Origin of the sequence: Alkalithermobacter thermoalcaliphilus JW-YL-7 = DSM 7308, assembly GCA_001584565.1 — a bacterium.
GTDB classification, from domain to species: domain Bacteria; phylum Bacillota; class Clostridia; order Peptostreptococcales; family Peptostreptococcaceae; genus Alkalithermobacter; species Alkalithermobacter thermoalcaliphilus.
The window spans coordinates 1,022,687-1,037,950 of record LSFY01000001.1; the positions used below are offsets into that span (position 1 = coordinate 1,022,687).

A 15,264-nucleotide genomic window follows, 5' to 3' on the forward strand; every position below is an offset into this window, starting at 1 on the left:
TTACCACCACGCTTTCAAGGGTTTATACTTCTCGTCTCCTATAAATTGTTTTATGAGTTTATAGCATTCTAATCTTATAAATGTTCTGTAAGATACTTTTCTTTTAAGATGTCTATGTTTTATCGTTGTACTCATTTTTCGTTCGAATTCTGAAAGAAACTTCTTTTTTCCATTGTCATTTAGAAAACATACTCCTTCTTCAATCTTAAAGTCATCCTTGCTTATAATTCTATTATTTATAAGATAAAAAATTATAGAATCAACTATAAGTGGTTTAAATATCTCTGAAATATCTAAACTTAAAGAAAACCTTTTAGTCGATGGTTCATGTAAAAAACTTATTGTAGGATCTAATTGTGTTTTATATATTTCACTTAATACTGTAGTGTACATTATACTGTTGCCAAAAGAAATCAATGCGTTAACTGGATCTGTTGGAGGTCTTTTTTCTCTTTTTTCAAATATAAACCCATTTCTTAATATATCATTGAATGAAGAATAGTATTTTTTTCGTATCCGCCCTTCAACTCCCATAAGTTCATCTATTTCTTTTGCTCTATCTATATTTTCTTTTTCAAATTCTATTTCTTCTATCAAATTCACATTTATTTTTTCCTTATGCTTTCTCATGTTTCTTAATATATGATGTATAGAACTTTCAACAAATGCTTTTGCAAGCTCTAGCCTTTTATCATAATCAATATAAAAATATGATTGATGTACTACTGTAAACCCTGATACATTCTTTTTTCTTGGGTAGTATGTCCCAGAATAATACCCATAATAGTTATAAAAATTAAGCATAACACCATATTGAGCTAGATAGTTGAGTAGTTTTGTATTTAGGTCTACTTCTCCATATATATGAATATTATCTGTCTGTTCTATTGGTAAAGCTCTTTTATTTTCACACTCATCTATAAAGTATACGGTATTATCCTTTCGTTTTAGCCTTCCACTGCTAAAGATATAATAATCTCTATTCACAGCTATATCTCCTTTGCAAAACAAAATTCATAGTATGCACATTTAGTACATATAGGTAGCTTTTCTAATTTAGGCGGCTTTTTAAGCTTTGTAATATTATTTATTTCAATTAATGTTTTTTCTATATTTTTTTCATCTTGTTCTGTAAGTTCAACTTCTTCTACTTTCTTTTCTTTGACATAATTGATTGATCCTTTTTTAGTTATTCCTAGATTTTTTAAATAATAAAGGTAATATATAATTTGCATTTTATCCGCTTGTGGCATTTTGCTGCTTATTTTTGTTTCTCTTATATAATCCCCCTGAATAATATCTATCTTTAAGATATCATCTATCATAACCTCTTTAGCCTTAGCCCTTTGATATGATTTTTCATGGATAAGTTTCCCGCTTAATACTCTATCACTGTTATGTTCCATAGTAATACCTTTATCAAATAACCAAAGTTTTCGCTTGCATATATAGTAATAGTTTACCTTTACCCCTTGGACTTTTAGCTTTTCAAAATCTAAATTCATATTTCACCCCTTATTTAATTGGCAGCTATATGAACTGGCTTAACTCTTGTCCAAATAATATACCTCTACCTGTATACTGTTTTTTATCTTTTTCTAGCTGTTTTTCTTTAAATTCATATTTGTATTCCAAAATAAATAAATCTTTCAACCCATTTACATTTATTCGTGTTAGATTATTCTTAACTTTATATGTTGGAACTGCAACTGTATTTTTTATTATCTTTCTTTTTAGTAATCTTCTTTTATTTTTTATTTCATCAATTATATCTTTATTTTTCATTCTATATGCTTGATTTAACTGACTTTCTAACTCTTCATATTCGCTTATCAAGCCATATACAACTTCATCGTAAATATCTCTTGGTATTACGGTATAACTTTCTATTTCTCTTAAAATTCCTTGTGCTTCATTTGAAGTAAGATTATATGAATCCATATGGTCTAATATTTCTAAAGCTGTAGTAAACTCTTTTAAAAATTTGCTGTTTTGTAATCTTTTCGTTGAATACAATTCGCTTACCAACTCTACTTTCTTGACTTCTTCAATTAGGCCATCTGGATTATTTGTTACAAATTCATTCAAAAGTTCTAAGCTATTTCTGAAGATATCTTTATCATATATTGTTCCTATTCCATTTACATTTTGTGTATAAATTAAAATATTAGATTCATCAATTAACTTTTTACCTTTTCTATTACACCTACCTAACCTTTGAAATAAACTGTCTAGTGTAGATAATTCTGTGTATAAAAAGTCAAAGTCTACATCTAAAGATGCTTCTACAAGTTGTGTAGTGATCCATAGTCCACTTTTACTTTCCTTTGCAAAATCTTTAATTTGACTTTCAAGTATAGTTCTATGTTGTTGAATAAACATTGAATGTAGTAAATAAATATCCATATTATTTTCTTTTTCTGTCATCATATTAAATAATTCAACTGCTCCATTTACAGTATTCATTATTACAAGAACTTTTTTATCTTGAGCCTTTTCAATTATTTTATCAATGTCATCATATATACATTTATTTATTAAACTTATTTTGTGTCTTACTATTTCAGTATTATATTGAGCCATAATTAAATTCTCATCAAAAATTCCTCTTTTTTTCAATTCATCTATATATAAAGATGGCATTGTAGCTGTCATTATCATAAAATTAGCACCTATTTTATGAAGTAATTCTATGCCTTTTATCAAAACTGCAGCTATTTTAGGCGAATAAGCCTGAATTTCATCTATAACAACCTTCGAATAAGCAAGTGTAGCATATATTTTTTCATAACCTCTGTACTTAAATGGAAATTTAAATATTTGATCAATAGTTGAAAAAGTTAATTTTTTAGACAATAGTTTTGATTGATCATATATTTCGTAAAATCCTTCATATTCATTCTCCTCTAAATAATCAATACTAGTTGAATGAAGCAGTCCTGCATAGGGGTAGTTGATTCCTTCTTCATCAGTTTTACTAACTCTATCAAACAATGCATTTATACTTACTCTAAGAGGAAGTGTAAAGAATGCCTTATGATTATCTATCCAAAGTAAAGCTGTTTCCGTCTTCCCCATACCTGTTGAAGCTATTAATATAATATTTTTGTCTTTATTTTGTTTTGCAAACTTTTGTACATCTCTTAATCCATTGTAATTACTCATAATAAACTTTTCTACATATTCTCCTACATTTTTATCAAAATCAAGTTCAATTTTTTCATGTGCTGAAGCAGAGTGATCTATTCTGTGGAGTAGTCCCTTAACTAAAACATATGAATAATAATATTCTTCTTTTTCGCTTATCCTGTTTTGAAGCTTTTTCAAATAGCCTGCATTCATTTTTTTTCTAATCGGTAGTTTAATTTCTTTTTGTATTTCCTCAACATTACTATTTAACTCATTTTCAATAACTTGTTCAATTAATTCTATTAACTCTTTGTCAATTATTATATCTCTCTCATGATGATATCCTATTGATTGAACAATAACTTTTCTTAACTGTTCATCTTCTATATTAAGTTTTTTAAAACTTATTACTGCGGGTGAAATATAACTATGAGGAATAGTATTTTTAAACTCTGTTTTTAATTTTTCTCTACCTACCTTCTCTCTTATAACGTTTTGAAACGGAATAAAAACTTTACCTACATCATGAAATTCAACACAAACATGCATTATTTCCCAAAAATTATCTTTACACACATCGACTACTTGAGTTATTTTTTCACCGTATGCTCTTTTTAATAAATCTAGTTGTTCATGAGCTTTATCTGTATGCTCTCTTAATGTTTCAACTGGATCTGATTTTGCATATATCATACTAGTATCACCTTCATTTTAAAAAAGTTAGAGATTAAGAATACAATTTTAAAATGTTTAATGCTTTTCATTGCATCTTAATCTCTTGAATTTCAGTTAATATCTAGCTCCAAAATATTATATCATTGTCACAATCTATAAAAACCTGTCCTCTATCTAACATTTCATCACTTTCTACATATAAAACATCTACTTTGTTCCAGTTTCTTAATCCATGTTTTAGATCATAAAATTTATTTAATCTGTAGCTAATACCGTTTATATCACCTATAATATTACTTTTAGGAATAAAAACTGGATACTTTAATTTGTAATACGGAATTACATTATCTTCTTCATCTTCATTTTCTGGGTCTATTCTTAGTTCGTATATATTGACAAACTTTATACTATCAAGTCTAACCAAATCCTCTTTTCTACCTAAACTTAAAAATTCATCAAGATTAACTATTTCATTAAATATTTTATCTAAAATCTCTTCTTGTGCTTTGATATGAATTATGAGCTTAACATTAAAAAGCAAATGAGAATTCATAGGCATTTTAGTTACTTCTTCTTGCTTATAGAAATAAGTAGTCTGATAATTATTTATTATACTTTCATACTCTCCTTGAACACTAATGTTCATAGGTATGTATTCATCTGCTTTGAGTATTTTGTGCATCATACCTGATATAGTAGAATATGGTGGTAAAGGATATGTTTCAGATATTTTCATCGCAAAAGGTTTTTTATAGCAAGCTGTTTCTTGAAACAACTCTAATTTAAGCACCTTCATAATCATTGCACCTCGTAATACTCTTTAACACCCTTGATTAAGTTTTCAAAGAATTCATCAACTGAAACAACTTTATCATTCATTAATTCAACAAATTCTTGCTTATTGTTAAAAATACCATCTACAAATCCTACATAAGTATTTTGTTTTATTTCTTTACCTAAAAATTTAGAGTTAACTACACTTTTTATGGCATCTGTATTAATTTCATATCCAGTCTGATTTGACTTTAAGTTAATCCTTCCTAAGAAAAATGGATTTGCAACTTCATACATTCCACCGATTACAAATAAAGGTCCTAAATTTTCTTGTCTTCCTCTTATATTTCTATTTAATATTTTTATTACCTCTAAAAGCTGAATGACTCTTTGTGCCTTAATCTTGTTATCAAGTTCAATATCTTTGTCTTTACCAACTTTCGATAAATCAATAGTTACAGTATACGTATAAAAACTTAAGTGTTGCTCTACATTTGCAAGGTTAGGATGTTCTCCTATTCTATCGGCCATGCCTTTATTATTTAAAAAATCCATATCACTTCTATATGGCTCTAGAGAAATAGCATTGCTTAATCTCACTGTAGCTTCCCTAGTAAGAGATCCTCCTTTATTTTCTGTTTCTTTTTTATTAGTTTTCATATATCCAAATAAGTCCATTTCTTCAGAGTCTTCAATAGTAACATCATCTCTAAACTGAACAGTACCTTTACTTTTATCAACTACTTGAAGGTTCCATCCAAATAGCTCTGCTGCTAATCTTACAATATCAAATCTAAGACACTGTCTCGATGCAAAAGTATACATATTTCCATCTGATCTTGTAAGTTTTTTTAGTTCAGATATATTAGCTATTCCTTCTCCATAATTTAGACTTTGTGCTTGTAATACTATTGAAAATGTTAACGCTTTTAATTTACTATTCATTGTTAATTTACCTCCTCTTTTTTCGTTCCTTCATATTTTTCAGAAATCAAGCCTGATACAAAAGTATAAGCAATTGATTCAAAATCTAACTGATTTTCTGACATTATATCTAGAAATAATTGAGGTACACTCATTTGTGCTGCCATAAATGTTCTTAAAATAATATCCATAAAATCTTTTTTGTTTCTAACTTTGGATGTGTTCAAAAGCTTATAAGCTATTGAATTTATTTTATTTTCAGCATTGTTATCTACAAAATAATCATGTATAGCTCTTCCCGAGTAATATATTGCCTTCAATTTTTTGTCATCCATATCCTTCTTACCTCCCTTATAACAATTAATTAAATATCTTATACTTACGGCTTTATAACAATCGTATGCACTTATATATGATTTTTTATTTTCTTGCATGCTATCTTTAACTTTCTGTCTTAATGTGTTATTTATCAAATATTTTAAGTCCTTATTTTTAATAACAATATCAACTATAGCTGCCTTAAATTTATTGTTAGAAATAGATGAAAGTGATTTATGTTCTTTTACAAAGAACTTTGCTAAATATCCTGGCATATTAAAATAATTCATAGAGCATTTCTTAGCATTAACACTTGCTTTAAATTCTACAAACAATATATTTTTAAGCTTCCACTCACTTCTTTGTACGTTCTCACTTATCATATCAACAATTAATTCATTAAATGGATTATCTTTATTTTGTTTTTTCCTTAGCATTATATTGCTTGAATAAAGTTCTTCTACTGAAGTATCCATATTTATAAATCCATAAAATTCATTTTCTGCATCAGTAATATAATTTTTTTTCATATAAATAGATCCTGCTGGTGTACAAAATAATATAAGCTTACAAATGTCGCATATTGGATAATCTGTATTAAACTCCCAAAACATATTTCTAGCATTGTTACTACTTACTGCAAGTGGTGCAAAATTACTTTCCGTATAATCACTTACTATTCCTTTATACTCACCACACATTTCACAACTCTTAATGGAATCTTCATCTAAATACCCCTTAATTTCATCAATAGTTTTATTTTTTTTAATAAAATTTTTGTTAATATCTTTGAGTAAACTTAATAAGTTTTTAGAAACATTTTTACTTTTTACTTTTTCTTCAATATAGATTTTAAATTTTTCGAAATCATCCCCAAAAAGCAAATCTGTAAAATTCCCATATTCAATAATTCCACTCAAATAATCCTTATACATTGTTTCTTTTAGCTCTTCAAATCCTAATTTTGATTTAGCTACATTAAAATAACTTACTTGTCCAAAATAATTATCTCCTATTATGAACTTATATAAATTTAATGTTAATTTTTCATTTATGTGTTGTTTCGATAACATTTCTAAACATTCATTTACAAGTAGTTCTAATTCTTCAATTTGTTCTTTTTTCTTTATTTGACTTATTTGCTTTAATTTTTCATCAATTTCTTCATAAAGTTCTTTATCTATTTTTTTTACTTTGTCAGCTTGATCTTTCAGCACTTTCCTAATTTTGGGGATATTATCTTTTATTTTATCTATGTTAGATTTTGTATAATTTAATGTCATTTGTATATTGCTTTTAACTCTGTTGTAAACATTATATTCTTCCATAAAGTACGCAAAATAATAATGATGAAAATTCTCCAAAAAACTAGATTCAAATTCTATATAATTGTCCTTTAAAATAATTTCTTCTTTTTTACCTGCTTTATAGGCTATATTTAAAAAACCTATAATTCCCATATTGTAAAACCAATCACCTGAGTAAACTTTTATTTTCAAATTCTCACCTCCTAACTTAAAACTTCTATCATTCCAAATCCTTGTGATCTTTTAAATCCAAGTCCTAGTAAGTATATATCTTTTAGATCTTGTACGTTTCCATTTAATTTAAAAACTCCAGAATATGCATTCACATAGTAATATTTTTTATCTGTATTTTTCTTAAATTTTTGGATATCTTGTTTAACTACAACTTTTTTAAACTTACAAGGTATAAATCTAAGTTTTTTTTTAAGTCCATATCCTCTATAACTTAGTAGAGTTTTATCTACTATGTAATTTAGTTCTTCTTCAAATCTCTCGTCATTTATATCTATAGGTTTATTGTTCTTATCTTTTATACAAATTGGTGATAATGTATTAAATAATATACTAGTTTCATTTATGTCTTTTTCTTTTAAAATGCTCATTCTCACGTTGTTAATAGTAAAATCCTTGTATTTGAATTCTTTTATTTTTAAAAGGCCATTATAAAGATTTACAAAAAACTCATAATCTGGAGTGCTTATATTTACAATAACTTCGTCATTTATAATGAATATATCATCTTGTTTTTTAAAATCTTTCATATAAACTGAAAAGCAAAAGTGTTTAGGCCTTTTGTTTGCTTTTTCTTCATCGTATAGATAGATATTTTTAAAATAATTTTCATTACTTTTCTTAAGAGCATCTTTTATTAAACTTACAATCATCATATGATAAGTAATAGGAAATCTATCACATTTAAACTCACAACTTAATCTCATTGGCTCACCTCCTACACCTAAATTATAACCACTATTGTGGAAGTATTTAGTGCACATTATAAAATTTTTAATATATTTTCTGAATTTTTTCTATTTCTTGTTTTATTTCATCTCTTAGACTCTGAGGCTCTAGTACTTCTACATTAGTTCCCATACTTAATATCCAACTTTTTATTTCTGTTAAACCTCTCATCTTTGCTTTAAATATTATGGATTTGTCTTCAGTTTCAATTATTTCTTGATTATCTACCCATATTTTTTCTGCTACTATATATGAAATAGGATATTTTATTCTAAGTTTTAACTCGATTTCTTGATTATCTTTATAAATTCCAATACAGTTATTCATGTATGATTTCCAACTAAAGTTGCTTTGAATTTTAAATTTCACATCACATATCTCATACTCTTTTATTCTACAAACCTTAAAATCTATAACTTTTTTTCTATTTTCGCAATATGCTGCTAAATACATATCTCCTTTATACTGATAAAGTCCGTAAGGGTGTATTACTCTATCTTTTAATCCAGAGGTTAAAGAATAATACTTTATCTTGAGTTTCTTTCTTGTAATAACTGCAACATTTATATCTTTAATCTTTTGTTTATTTTCTTGCATACTTAAGCTTTCTTTTGCTTCTTTTACAAAATAATCCATGCTATTGTCTAAACTTTTTTTCATATTGGTGGTAGCTCTTATTTTATCTACTATGTACTTAAATTCTTGTATATATATGTATTTGTTGTATTCAAGATGTCTTAGAACAATATCTAATACACTTATTTCATCGATAGATAAATTTAAGCCTAATAAATTATTATTGCTTAATAATTTATAGCCACCATAAGGTCCTGGTTCTGATTCTATATAAATGCCCTCTTGCTCTAAATCTTGTCTATAATTTCTTATCTGTTTCTGAGAAACTTCTATTTCATCTGCAAGTTCTTGTATTTTCATCTTTCCTCTTGATTGAAGAAGGATTAACATTTTTATTACGTTGCTTATTTTCCCAACTAGAATCACCCCTTTATAGTTTGTATACTTTTATATATTCTGTTTTAAATGTAAATTTCCTACATAATTTGGTAAATTTCTTCAATTTGATCTTACAAAAACAAAAATGCCCAGAATAAAAATTGGTTCTATAATAAAAAATCGTAAGCGTCAAAGAATCGACGTATAGAAATAAAAAACAATACTTGATACAATAAATCCAGTAGAGGTTAGTTACCTGCTCTACTGGATTATCTTTTTTATTGCTTGGTTTTAATTTTTAAATCCTCAGGCAGATCCTTTGAATTAGGTAATATTTTTAGTAAACTTTCCTTATCGTTGGGATCTATGTTTGAGTAGCTATCGATTAAGTATAGCAGGTACTTTTCAACAACTAAATCATTATTTTTAGCGGTTTCTATTAGACTATATAATAAGGCACTGGACTCTGCACCTTTGGTTGAAGCTGAGAATAACCAATTTTTTCTCCCCATTACAAAGGGTTTTATAGAGCGTTCCGCTGAGTTTTGTTATCTATCTCTAATGATCCATCTTCTAAAATAGCTTTTAGACTTGGCAAAAGGGGTTTTGTGTATGCTAAAGCTGCTCCAAGGGGACTTCTTGGAACTACATTTTCAATCTCTTCATCTACATATTTTATAAACTCTTCTATACTTGGCTCGGATAATTCCTACCTTCCTTTTTTACGAAGTTCATAGTAATTTTCTTCTTCACTATGCTTATCTCTGAGATTCTTTTCTATATCATAAAGTTTGGCACAATAATTAAACCCTATTAATGCTCTTGAAGTCTTTAGGGCTTCTTCATCTAAATGTACTATTATATCGTGGAACTTTCTTCTAATGTGGGCAAGGCAGTATATTCTTTTTATATTTTCAACCTTGTTATAACCGGCGTAGCCATCAGTCTGGAGGTTTCCGGAAAACCCACTCAAAAATCCTTTAGGGCAAGACCCCGACCTTGTCTTTTGATAGTCATAAATGACGATAGGACTATCTTTATCTGGGGACTTATAGAGCCACATGTATTTTTGTTTCTTTGACTCTTTCCCCTTATCATCTAAGACTTTTACCACTCTTTCCCCTTATCATCTAAGACTTTTACCACTGTTTCGTCAGCCTGGATATAGTCTCGTTTTAGGAGTTCTTCCTTAAGTAGCTGGTAGATTGGCTGTAGCTCTATGGCTGTGGCAATAATCCAATTTGAAAGGGTTTGCCTTGAAAGGTGGGCACCCATCATTTTGAAATAGCTTTCTTGCCTATATAAAGGCATAGCATAATGATATTTTAAATTGATTACATGACTAAGAAGCTCGTTAGAGGCCATGCTTTTATGGAGCAGGGTTCTTGGAGCCTTTGTAGTTACTATATTAGCCTGTTCATTATTCTCTTCACAGGTTTTACAAGCGTAGCTGTAGGTTATATGCTCTTCTACATATAGCTTCGCTGGCATGTACTTGAGAATTTCTTTAGACTTAGTACCTATAACTACTAAGTCACTTGAGCAGTCCTTACAGGATTGTTGGTCTTCATCTAATTTATGCTCAATAACTACTTTTTCTAGATTGGCTAAGTTATCTTTCTTCCCTGTATTTTGAGAGGGCTTAGTTCTCTTGTAGGTAATCTCTTCAACAGTAGGCTCTTCAGCTTTTAAGTTGCTATGATTTTCAGCTTCATCAAAGAATGATAGTTGCATAGCACTTGTCTGTTCAGTGGAAGAACCAAATATTCTTCTATTTTTATTAAGAATTTGATTTTTTAGATATGCCAGTTCATTTTTTAAGGTGGCTATTTCTTGATCCTTGGATTCAAGCTCTTCTTCCATCTTTAAAATCAACTCTTTAGTTTTTTCGTCAAGCTGGTTTTATAAGTTTAAGTGACTCATTTTTCTATCCTCATTTTCTTTTTTTTCATAAAATAATTATACCATAAATCCATTGAAATTTAAACATTTCATGTGGTTTTATGGTATCTTTTTTAAAAACAATTTCTCGCTTCAATAGGTTTGAATTTTGAACCAGTTCTTACTTCATACCCCTTTAGTAGCCATTTTAATTCTTCTTTGGAAACCTTAAGAGCTTCTGCCTTTGACATAGGCCACTTAAACTTACTTCTTTCTAATCGATGGTAGTATAGCCAAAAACCATCATCAAAATGCAATATCTTAAGCTTATTCATCTGCTTATTGCAAAAAACAAACAGGGCTTTTTCAAAAGGATCTAGCTTAAACTGGGTCTGTACTATCAAACTCAATCCATCTATGTTTTTCCTAAGATCAGTTATCCCACAAGCCAAATATACCTTATCTACCTGGTCTATATTTAACATGATTCCATAATCATTCCAAGAATATTTGTTAGAGCTGCTCTATCATGACTTGGTATATGAATCTTAGCCTTGCCTATTTCTATTTTAATGCTTGAGGTTAAACTCGAATTAGATGGAATAGCATCTTCTTTAAAATCAATAGCATGGAATACAGGGGTAACTCTCTTTTTCGCTGCCTTTCTCTGATAATAGAATTGATGAGGACTTATATTATTCTCTTTACAGAAGGATTTGATTGTCCCTTTGTATGTAGCGAACTTCGATAAGATATCCTCCCAATCAACAGCTACCGCTTTATTAGCCAAACAGATCACACTCCTTAGAAGTTTATTATCTGTAGTTTAACAAAGCTGATAGTTGAAGTATAGGCGGAGATTCTTTGACGCTTACAAAACACCTGCCAATATCTTTAATATAAATATAAATTAATTGTGGATTCATTGTACTAACCACACCCTTTTGAAATTTTTAGTAAGCATAAAAAATTATGAATACTAATAGTTATATTCATAATTTATATTAAACTTTTTGTTGAAATTTACAGAACATTCTCCTAACTGCAATACTCCAAGCCTCAGGTTACCAGTAGTTTAATCTAATTTTCTTATGCCCAACCTTTCAATTCGGCTTATTTCACTTTGAATTACTCAACATAGCTTAAATTTCCAATTTTTAATTTCATTACCTCATAAGTACAATATTTCTATAGTGCCATACTTTATGAACGATTAACCAAATCTATGTATATAGGTTAACGCTAATCCACCTTAACAGATACTCCTTCCCATATTTGGGACGAAAAAATAACCATCCCTGACAATACAAAGTTTGATCCATACTGAAAGCAAGAAAAACTAAAACGACCATAGCCCAATGGAATATCGGGGTCTAGTCGCTTAATTGAGTATTTATTAATCCTACGGTCTACTTGACAGGGAGTAGTGCGTAAGCAATATAGGGTTAGTCCATTAGGCGTTTAATCTAAGCACTATATAGTTTTGTTTGGCGGAGCTTATGGTTGTATTGTTTTACTATTTACATAATTCTGCCACCAAGTTGAATTATTTACTGATGTATTAGCACCCGACTCATTAAATTTATAAACGTAATACCCAAGTTTCATAAGCCATCGTTCATATGTTATAGAAGAAAGCCTTAAATTATCATTATAATGTACATACTGTTGTGTTTTTGTTGGCGTATTTGGCAATATAATTCTTCCAGAAGCACCAGGAAAAGATACATACCTGAATGAATTAGTTTCCCTACCTTGGCTATCGTATGTATATGTATATTTTTGCCAGTATTCTTCCCATCTTTGGAACTCTGCTAACGGAACCCATTTACTTCCATCATAGGCCTCTCCAATCTTTCTTAATGTTCTGTTATTAAACTGAGAAACACTTTCTACTTGATGTGAATTTGTTACAGCATTGCTTATTACTGCATCTCCAGCACCTAGTATAAATCCACCCACTGGATTAATAATAAAACCAATTACTGCTAATGTTAAACCTTTTAAAAGATTCCAAGTTCGCTTAGATATAGAATCTCTAATTACCCATGAACTAACACTAGCGTTCCCCGTAACAATTCTAGTAGTTCCTGGATCTATTGGTATCTGTAGTATTGTGAAGTCATCATCACTTTTACTTTGCGTATTGTTCTTTGAGAATAACTCTTCTAAATCTCTACCTTCATATTTCCTACCATCAGGCTTTTGAATGTAAATAACTTGTGGATTATTTAGACTATAGTCTTTTTGATACATTTCAATATCTAAATCGAAGTAACCTTGTTTTTTCTCTGGCAACTCATATTTTGCTCCAGTTACAGCAAAGACAAATGTATTCGATAGTAAAACTAAAATAACTACCAACGATAATATTCTTTTCATTTTTTTCTACCCCTTTAATGTATTATTTGTAATTTATTTTTATTGTTTCTTTTTGGATCTCGCCATCCCCTTGTCTCCATACTATTTCAATCGAACTTTGAGATAACAATCTAAGGATTTCTTTCCTATTACCATTTAAAAAATTAAAGTTCTGCAATGGTATATCTGGAAGATGCTTTGCTTGGGTCTCACTAAATGAGTAGATACTAGTTAATTCAGGCGAATTAACATGATCAATTGATAGTTTCTCATCTAGGTTCCATATAACTTCTAATTCTAAACTATTATCTGGATAAAACTTCGGATATAAAGTAGGTCTAAATATATATATATCCTTATTATTTTGCATAAAAGCTTCAATTCTCCAATTATTAGATTCACCAAAGTTCATTATGATGTTTGAAGAATTAGAAAAATGATAATATGTATATATAGCTACAATAAGTATTGTTAACACTCCTATAAATACCATAATTTTATTTTTCAATGTTACACCTCCTTTCTATTAGTATTATAGCCTTGAGCATAACTCAAAGACCTTGATTTTACTAGCCCGATAGGGCCACAATTTTTTTATCACTCAAATTTATGTCATAGGATTTCCTCTCTTTTTGTCGAATTATATTATATAACCACACATAATACAAAAACAATAAGGAGGAAATCTCTATGTACCAACGTCAAGAAATATTTAATATAATTGAACTTTTTACTTCTCAAAAGCTTATCAATTTTTATACCAAAATCTTTGATAACCTTGATTTATCTATATTACCAGATAAGATTCCTTCTAAATATGGTCCTAATGGTTATTCTCGCCATGCTCTTTTTAGAGCCTTTATTGTTATGAAATGTGAGAAGTTCGCCAAAATTACTGACCTAAAAGATTTTTTAGAAAATAATCTAATCATTGCTCAGCTTTGTGGTTTTAATATTCTTAAGTCTTTGCCTTCATATTCAGTTTTTCAGAGATTTATTAAAAAATTATCTAACTCTTATCTTAAGGAAATCATGAAAAATCAAGTTAATATTCTTAAAGAACTAGGATTTATTGACAACAACTTTATATCAGTTGATGCAACACCTGTTAAAGCTAACACTAAATTTAATAATCCTAAATGCTTCGCAAATAACAAGTTTTCTAAAAACAACCATCCTTCTTCTGATAAAGATTGTAAATTAGGTGTTCATACTGCTAATAACTCTATGAATGTTCAAGTTCTAGAAGATAAACCCAATAATTCAAAGAAAAAAAGGTAGTTATATTATCGCTGATAAGGGCTATGATTCAAAGCAAAATCATGATTTTATTCGTAATACCCTTAAAGGTCATGCTTTCATTGCATTAAATAAACGCAAAAGAAAATCTAATAAATTAACATCCACAGGTAATATAATGTGCTATGCTGGATTAGCAATGCATAAAGATGGCAAACAATATTTTGATTCCTATATTAAACAAAAGTTTTGCTGTCCTTTTAGAACTTCTAAAGATGATTCTTTATGTCCATGTAACCACGAAAAATTCTTTAACGGTAAGAAAAACAGAGGTTGTGTAAAATACATAAGTATTGGCACTGATTATAGATCTTCTATAAATCGTGATTCTATATTTTTCAAGAAAATATACAGTCTTAGAACTGAATCTGAAAGATACAATTCTAGATGGAAAAATCTAAATACTGAGCAAGCTTTTGTTAAAAATATTGACTCTGTTTCTAATCTAAATACAATCGGACATATTTGTCTTTTATCTATTGCAATTGCTGCTATAAAATCTGGCTGTGTTGATAAATACAAATCCCTATCGGGATTAAAAAGAACAGCTTAACCCAATTTATATTAAAAATTTTAAGCATCAATTTTATCAAGGGGATAGTCTGCCCTTTTTTTGTTTCTTTCATTTCTATTTAACTTCCATTTTAGATAGTTAAGCTATTCTTAGTAAAAATTGTAATAA

At 28.6% G+C, this 15,264-nt stretch carries 16 protein-coding genes and 1 pseudogene; 2 read left to right on the top strand and 15 right to left on the bottom strand.

Annotated features, from left to right (window positions below):
• The 15 genes and pseudogenes from cas1b to JWYL7_RS05445 form a co-directional block, all read right to left on the bottom strand.
• Complete coding sequence (gene cas1b / locus JWYL7_RS05380; RefSeq protein WP_066070042.1) at window positions 1-987, bottom strand: type I-B CRISPR-associated endonuclease Cas1b; 987 nt, start codon at window positions 985-987, stop codon at window positions 1-3.
• A gap of 2 nt (window positions 988-989) precedes the next feature.
• Window positions 990-1,505, bottom strand: a complete 516-nt coding sequence (cas4, locus tag JWYL7_RS05385; RefSeq protein ID WP_066070046.1) for a CRISPR-associated protein Cas4 — start codon at window positions 1,503-1,505, stop codon at window positions 990-992.
• Window positions 1,506-1,530: 25 nt separating this feature from the next.
• The gene (locus tag JWYL7_RS05390) at window positions 1,531-3,822 is read right to left on the bottom strand and encodes a CRISPR-associated helicase/endonuclease Cas3 (protein ID WP_066070049.1); all 2,292 of its coding nucleotides are present in this window, start codon (window positions 3,820-3,822) and stop codon (window positions 1,531-1,533) included.
• 103 nt (window positions 3,823-3,925) lie between these two features.
• On the bottom strand, window positions 3,926-4,600 hold the full coding sequence (gene cas5b / locus JWYL7_RS05395; protein ID WP_066070052.1) for a type I-B CRISPR-associated protein Cas5b: 675 nt from the start codon (window positions 4,598-4,600) through the stop codon (window positions 3,926-3,928).
• 2 nt (window positions 4,601-4,602) lie between these two features.
• The gene (gene cas7i / locus JWYL7_RS05400) at window positions 4,603-5,523 is read right to left on the bottom strand and encodes a type I-B CRISPR-associated protein Cas7/Cst2/DevR (protein WP_066070055.1); all 921 of its coding nucleotides are present in this window, start codon (window positions 5,521-5,523) and stop codon (window positions 4,603-4,605) included.
• A 2-nt stretch (window positions 5,524-5,525) separates the two neighbouring features.
• Complete coding sequence (gene cas8a1 / locus JWYL7_RS05405) at window positions 5,526-7,319, bottom strand: type I-B CRISPR-associated protein Cas8b1/Cst1 (RefSeq protein ID WP_066070058.1); 1,794 nt, start codon at window positions 7,317-7,319, stop codon at window positions 5,526-5,528.
• 11 nt (window positions 7,320-7,330) lie between these two features.
• Window positions 7,331-8,065, bottom strand: a complete 735-nt coding sequence (cas6, locus tag JWYL7_RS05410) for a CRISPR-associated endoribonuclease Cas6 (RefSeq protein ID WP_066070061.1) — start codon at window positions 8,063-8,065, stop codon at window positions 7,331-7,333.
• Window positions 8,066-8,132: 67 nt separating this feature from the next.
• A complete protein-coding gene (locus JWYL7_RS05415; RefSeq protein ID WP_331721925.1) occupies window positions 8,133-9,089 on the bottom strand; it encodes a helix-turn-helix transcriptional regulator in 957 nt (318 codons plus the stop codon).
• Window positions 9,090-9,319: 230 nt separating this feature from the next.
• Window positions 9,320-9,574: pseudogene (locus tag JWYL7_RS10270) on the bottom strand (IS66 family transposase); the annotation flags it as partial.
• Between the two features lie 176 nt (window positions 9,575-9,750).
• On the bottom strand, window positions 9,751-10,155 hold the full coding sequence (locus JWYL7_RS10275) for an IS66 family transposase (RefSeq protein ID WP_066070067.1): 405 nt from the start codon (window positions 10,153-10,155) through the stop codon (window positions 9,751-9,753).
• Window positions 10,149-10,904 (bottom strand): IS66 family transposase, encoded by a 756-nt coding sequence (locus tag JWYL7_RS10280; RefSeq protein ID WP_066070070.1) that lies wholly within the window; start codon window positions 10,902-10,904, stop codon window positions 10,149-10,151. The genes JWYL7_RS10275 and JWYL7_RS10280 overlap by 7 nt, the downstream gene beginning before the upstream one ends.
• A gap of 152 nt (window positions 10,905-11,056) precedes the next feature.
• Window positions 11,057-11,407: an IS66 family insertion sequence element accessory protein TnpB gene (gene tnpB, locus JWYL7_RS05430; RefSeq protein WP_066070073.1), complete on the bottom strand. Its 351-nt coding sequence runs from the start codon at window positions 11,405-11,407 to the stop codon at window positions 11,057-11,059.
• Entirely contained in the window at window positions 11,401-11,712 is a 312-nt protein-coding gene (gene tnpA / locus JWYL7_RS05435; RefSeq protein WP_083528295.1) for an IS66 family insertion sequence element accessory protein TnpA, read from the bottom strand. Before tnpA ends, tnpB begins: the two co-directional genes overlap by 7 nt.
• Before the next feature lie 707 nt (window positions 11,713-12,419).
• The gene (locus JWYL7_RS05440) at window positions 12,420-13,304 is read right to left on the bottom strand and encodes a hypothetical protein (protein WP_066070076.1); all 885 of its coding nucleotides are present in this window, start codon (window positions 13,302-13,304) and stop codon (window positions 12,420-12,422) included.
• A gap of 22 nt (window positions 13,305-13,326) precedes the next feature.
• A complete protein-coding gene (locus JWYL7_RS05445) occupies window positions 13,327-13,791 on the bottom strand; it encodes a hypothetical protein (RefSeq protein WP_066070079.1) in 465 nt (154 codons plus the stop codon).
• Window positions 13,792-13,973: 182 nt separating this feature from the next.
• Between JWYL7_RS05445 and JWYL7_RS10660 the strand changes: the two genes are divergently transcribed.
• Together JWYL7_RS10660 and JWYL7_RS10665 are read left to right on the top strand one after the other, a co-directional pair.
• Window positions 13,974-14,564, top strand: a complete 591-nt coding sequence (locus JWYL7_RS10660) for an IS5/IS1182 family transposase (protein WP_072280178.1) — start codon at window positions 13,974-13,976, stop codon at window positions 14,562-14,564.
• A gap of 7 nt (window positions 14,565-14,571) precedes the next feature.
• Complete coding sequence (locus tag JWYL7_RS10665) at window positions 14,572-15,135, top strand: hypothetical protein (RefSeq protein ID WP_331722138.1); 564 nt, start codon at window positions 14,572-14,574, stop codon at window positions 15,133-15,135.
• Window positions 15,136-15,264 lie beyond the last annotated feature (129 nt).

What these genes read in the sequence shown, in the direction of transcription:
- cas7i (WP_066070055.1), bottom strand. Translation starts at nt 5,523, where the DNA reads ATGAATAGTAAATTAAAAGCGTTAACATTTTCAATAGTATTACAAGCA.
- cas4 (WP_066070046.1), bottom strand. Translation starts at nt 1,505, where the DNA reads ATGAATTTAGATTTTGAAAAGCTAAAAGTCCAAGGGGTAAAGGTAAAC.
- tnpB (WP_066070073.1), bottom strand. Translation starts at nt 11,407, where the DNA reads ATGTTAAATATAGACCAGGTAGATAAGGTATATTTGGCTTGTGGGATA.
- JWYL7_RS10280 (WP_066070070.1), bottom strand. Translation starts at nt 10,904, where the DNA reads ATGGAAGAAGAGCTTGAATCCAAGGATCAAGAAATAGCCACCTTAAAA.
- JWYL7_RS05440 (WP_066070076.1), bottom strand. Translation starts at nt 13,304, where the DNA reads ATGAAAAGAATATTATCGTTGGTAGTTATTTTAGTTTTACTATCGAAT.
- cas6 (WP_066070061.1), bottom strand. Translation starts at nt 8,065, where the DNA reads ATGAGATTAAGTTGTGAGTTTAAATGTGATAGATTTCCTATTACTTAT.
- JWYL7_RS05390 (WP_066070049.1), bottom strand. Translation starts at nt 3,822, where the DNA reads ATGATATATGCAAAATCAGATCCAGTTGAAACATTAAGAGAGCATACA.
- cas5b (WP_066070052.1), bottom strand. Translation starts at nt 4,600, where the DNA reads ATGAAGGTGCTTAAATTAGAGTTGTTTCAAGAAACAGCTTGCTATAAA.
- JWYL7_RS10660 (WP_072280178.1), top strand. Translation starts at nt 13,974, where the DNA reads ATGTACCAACGTCAAGAAATATTTAATATAATTGAACTTTTTACTTCT.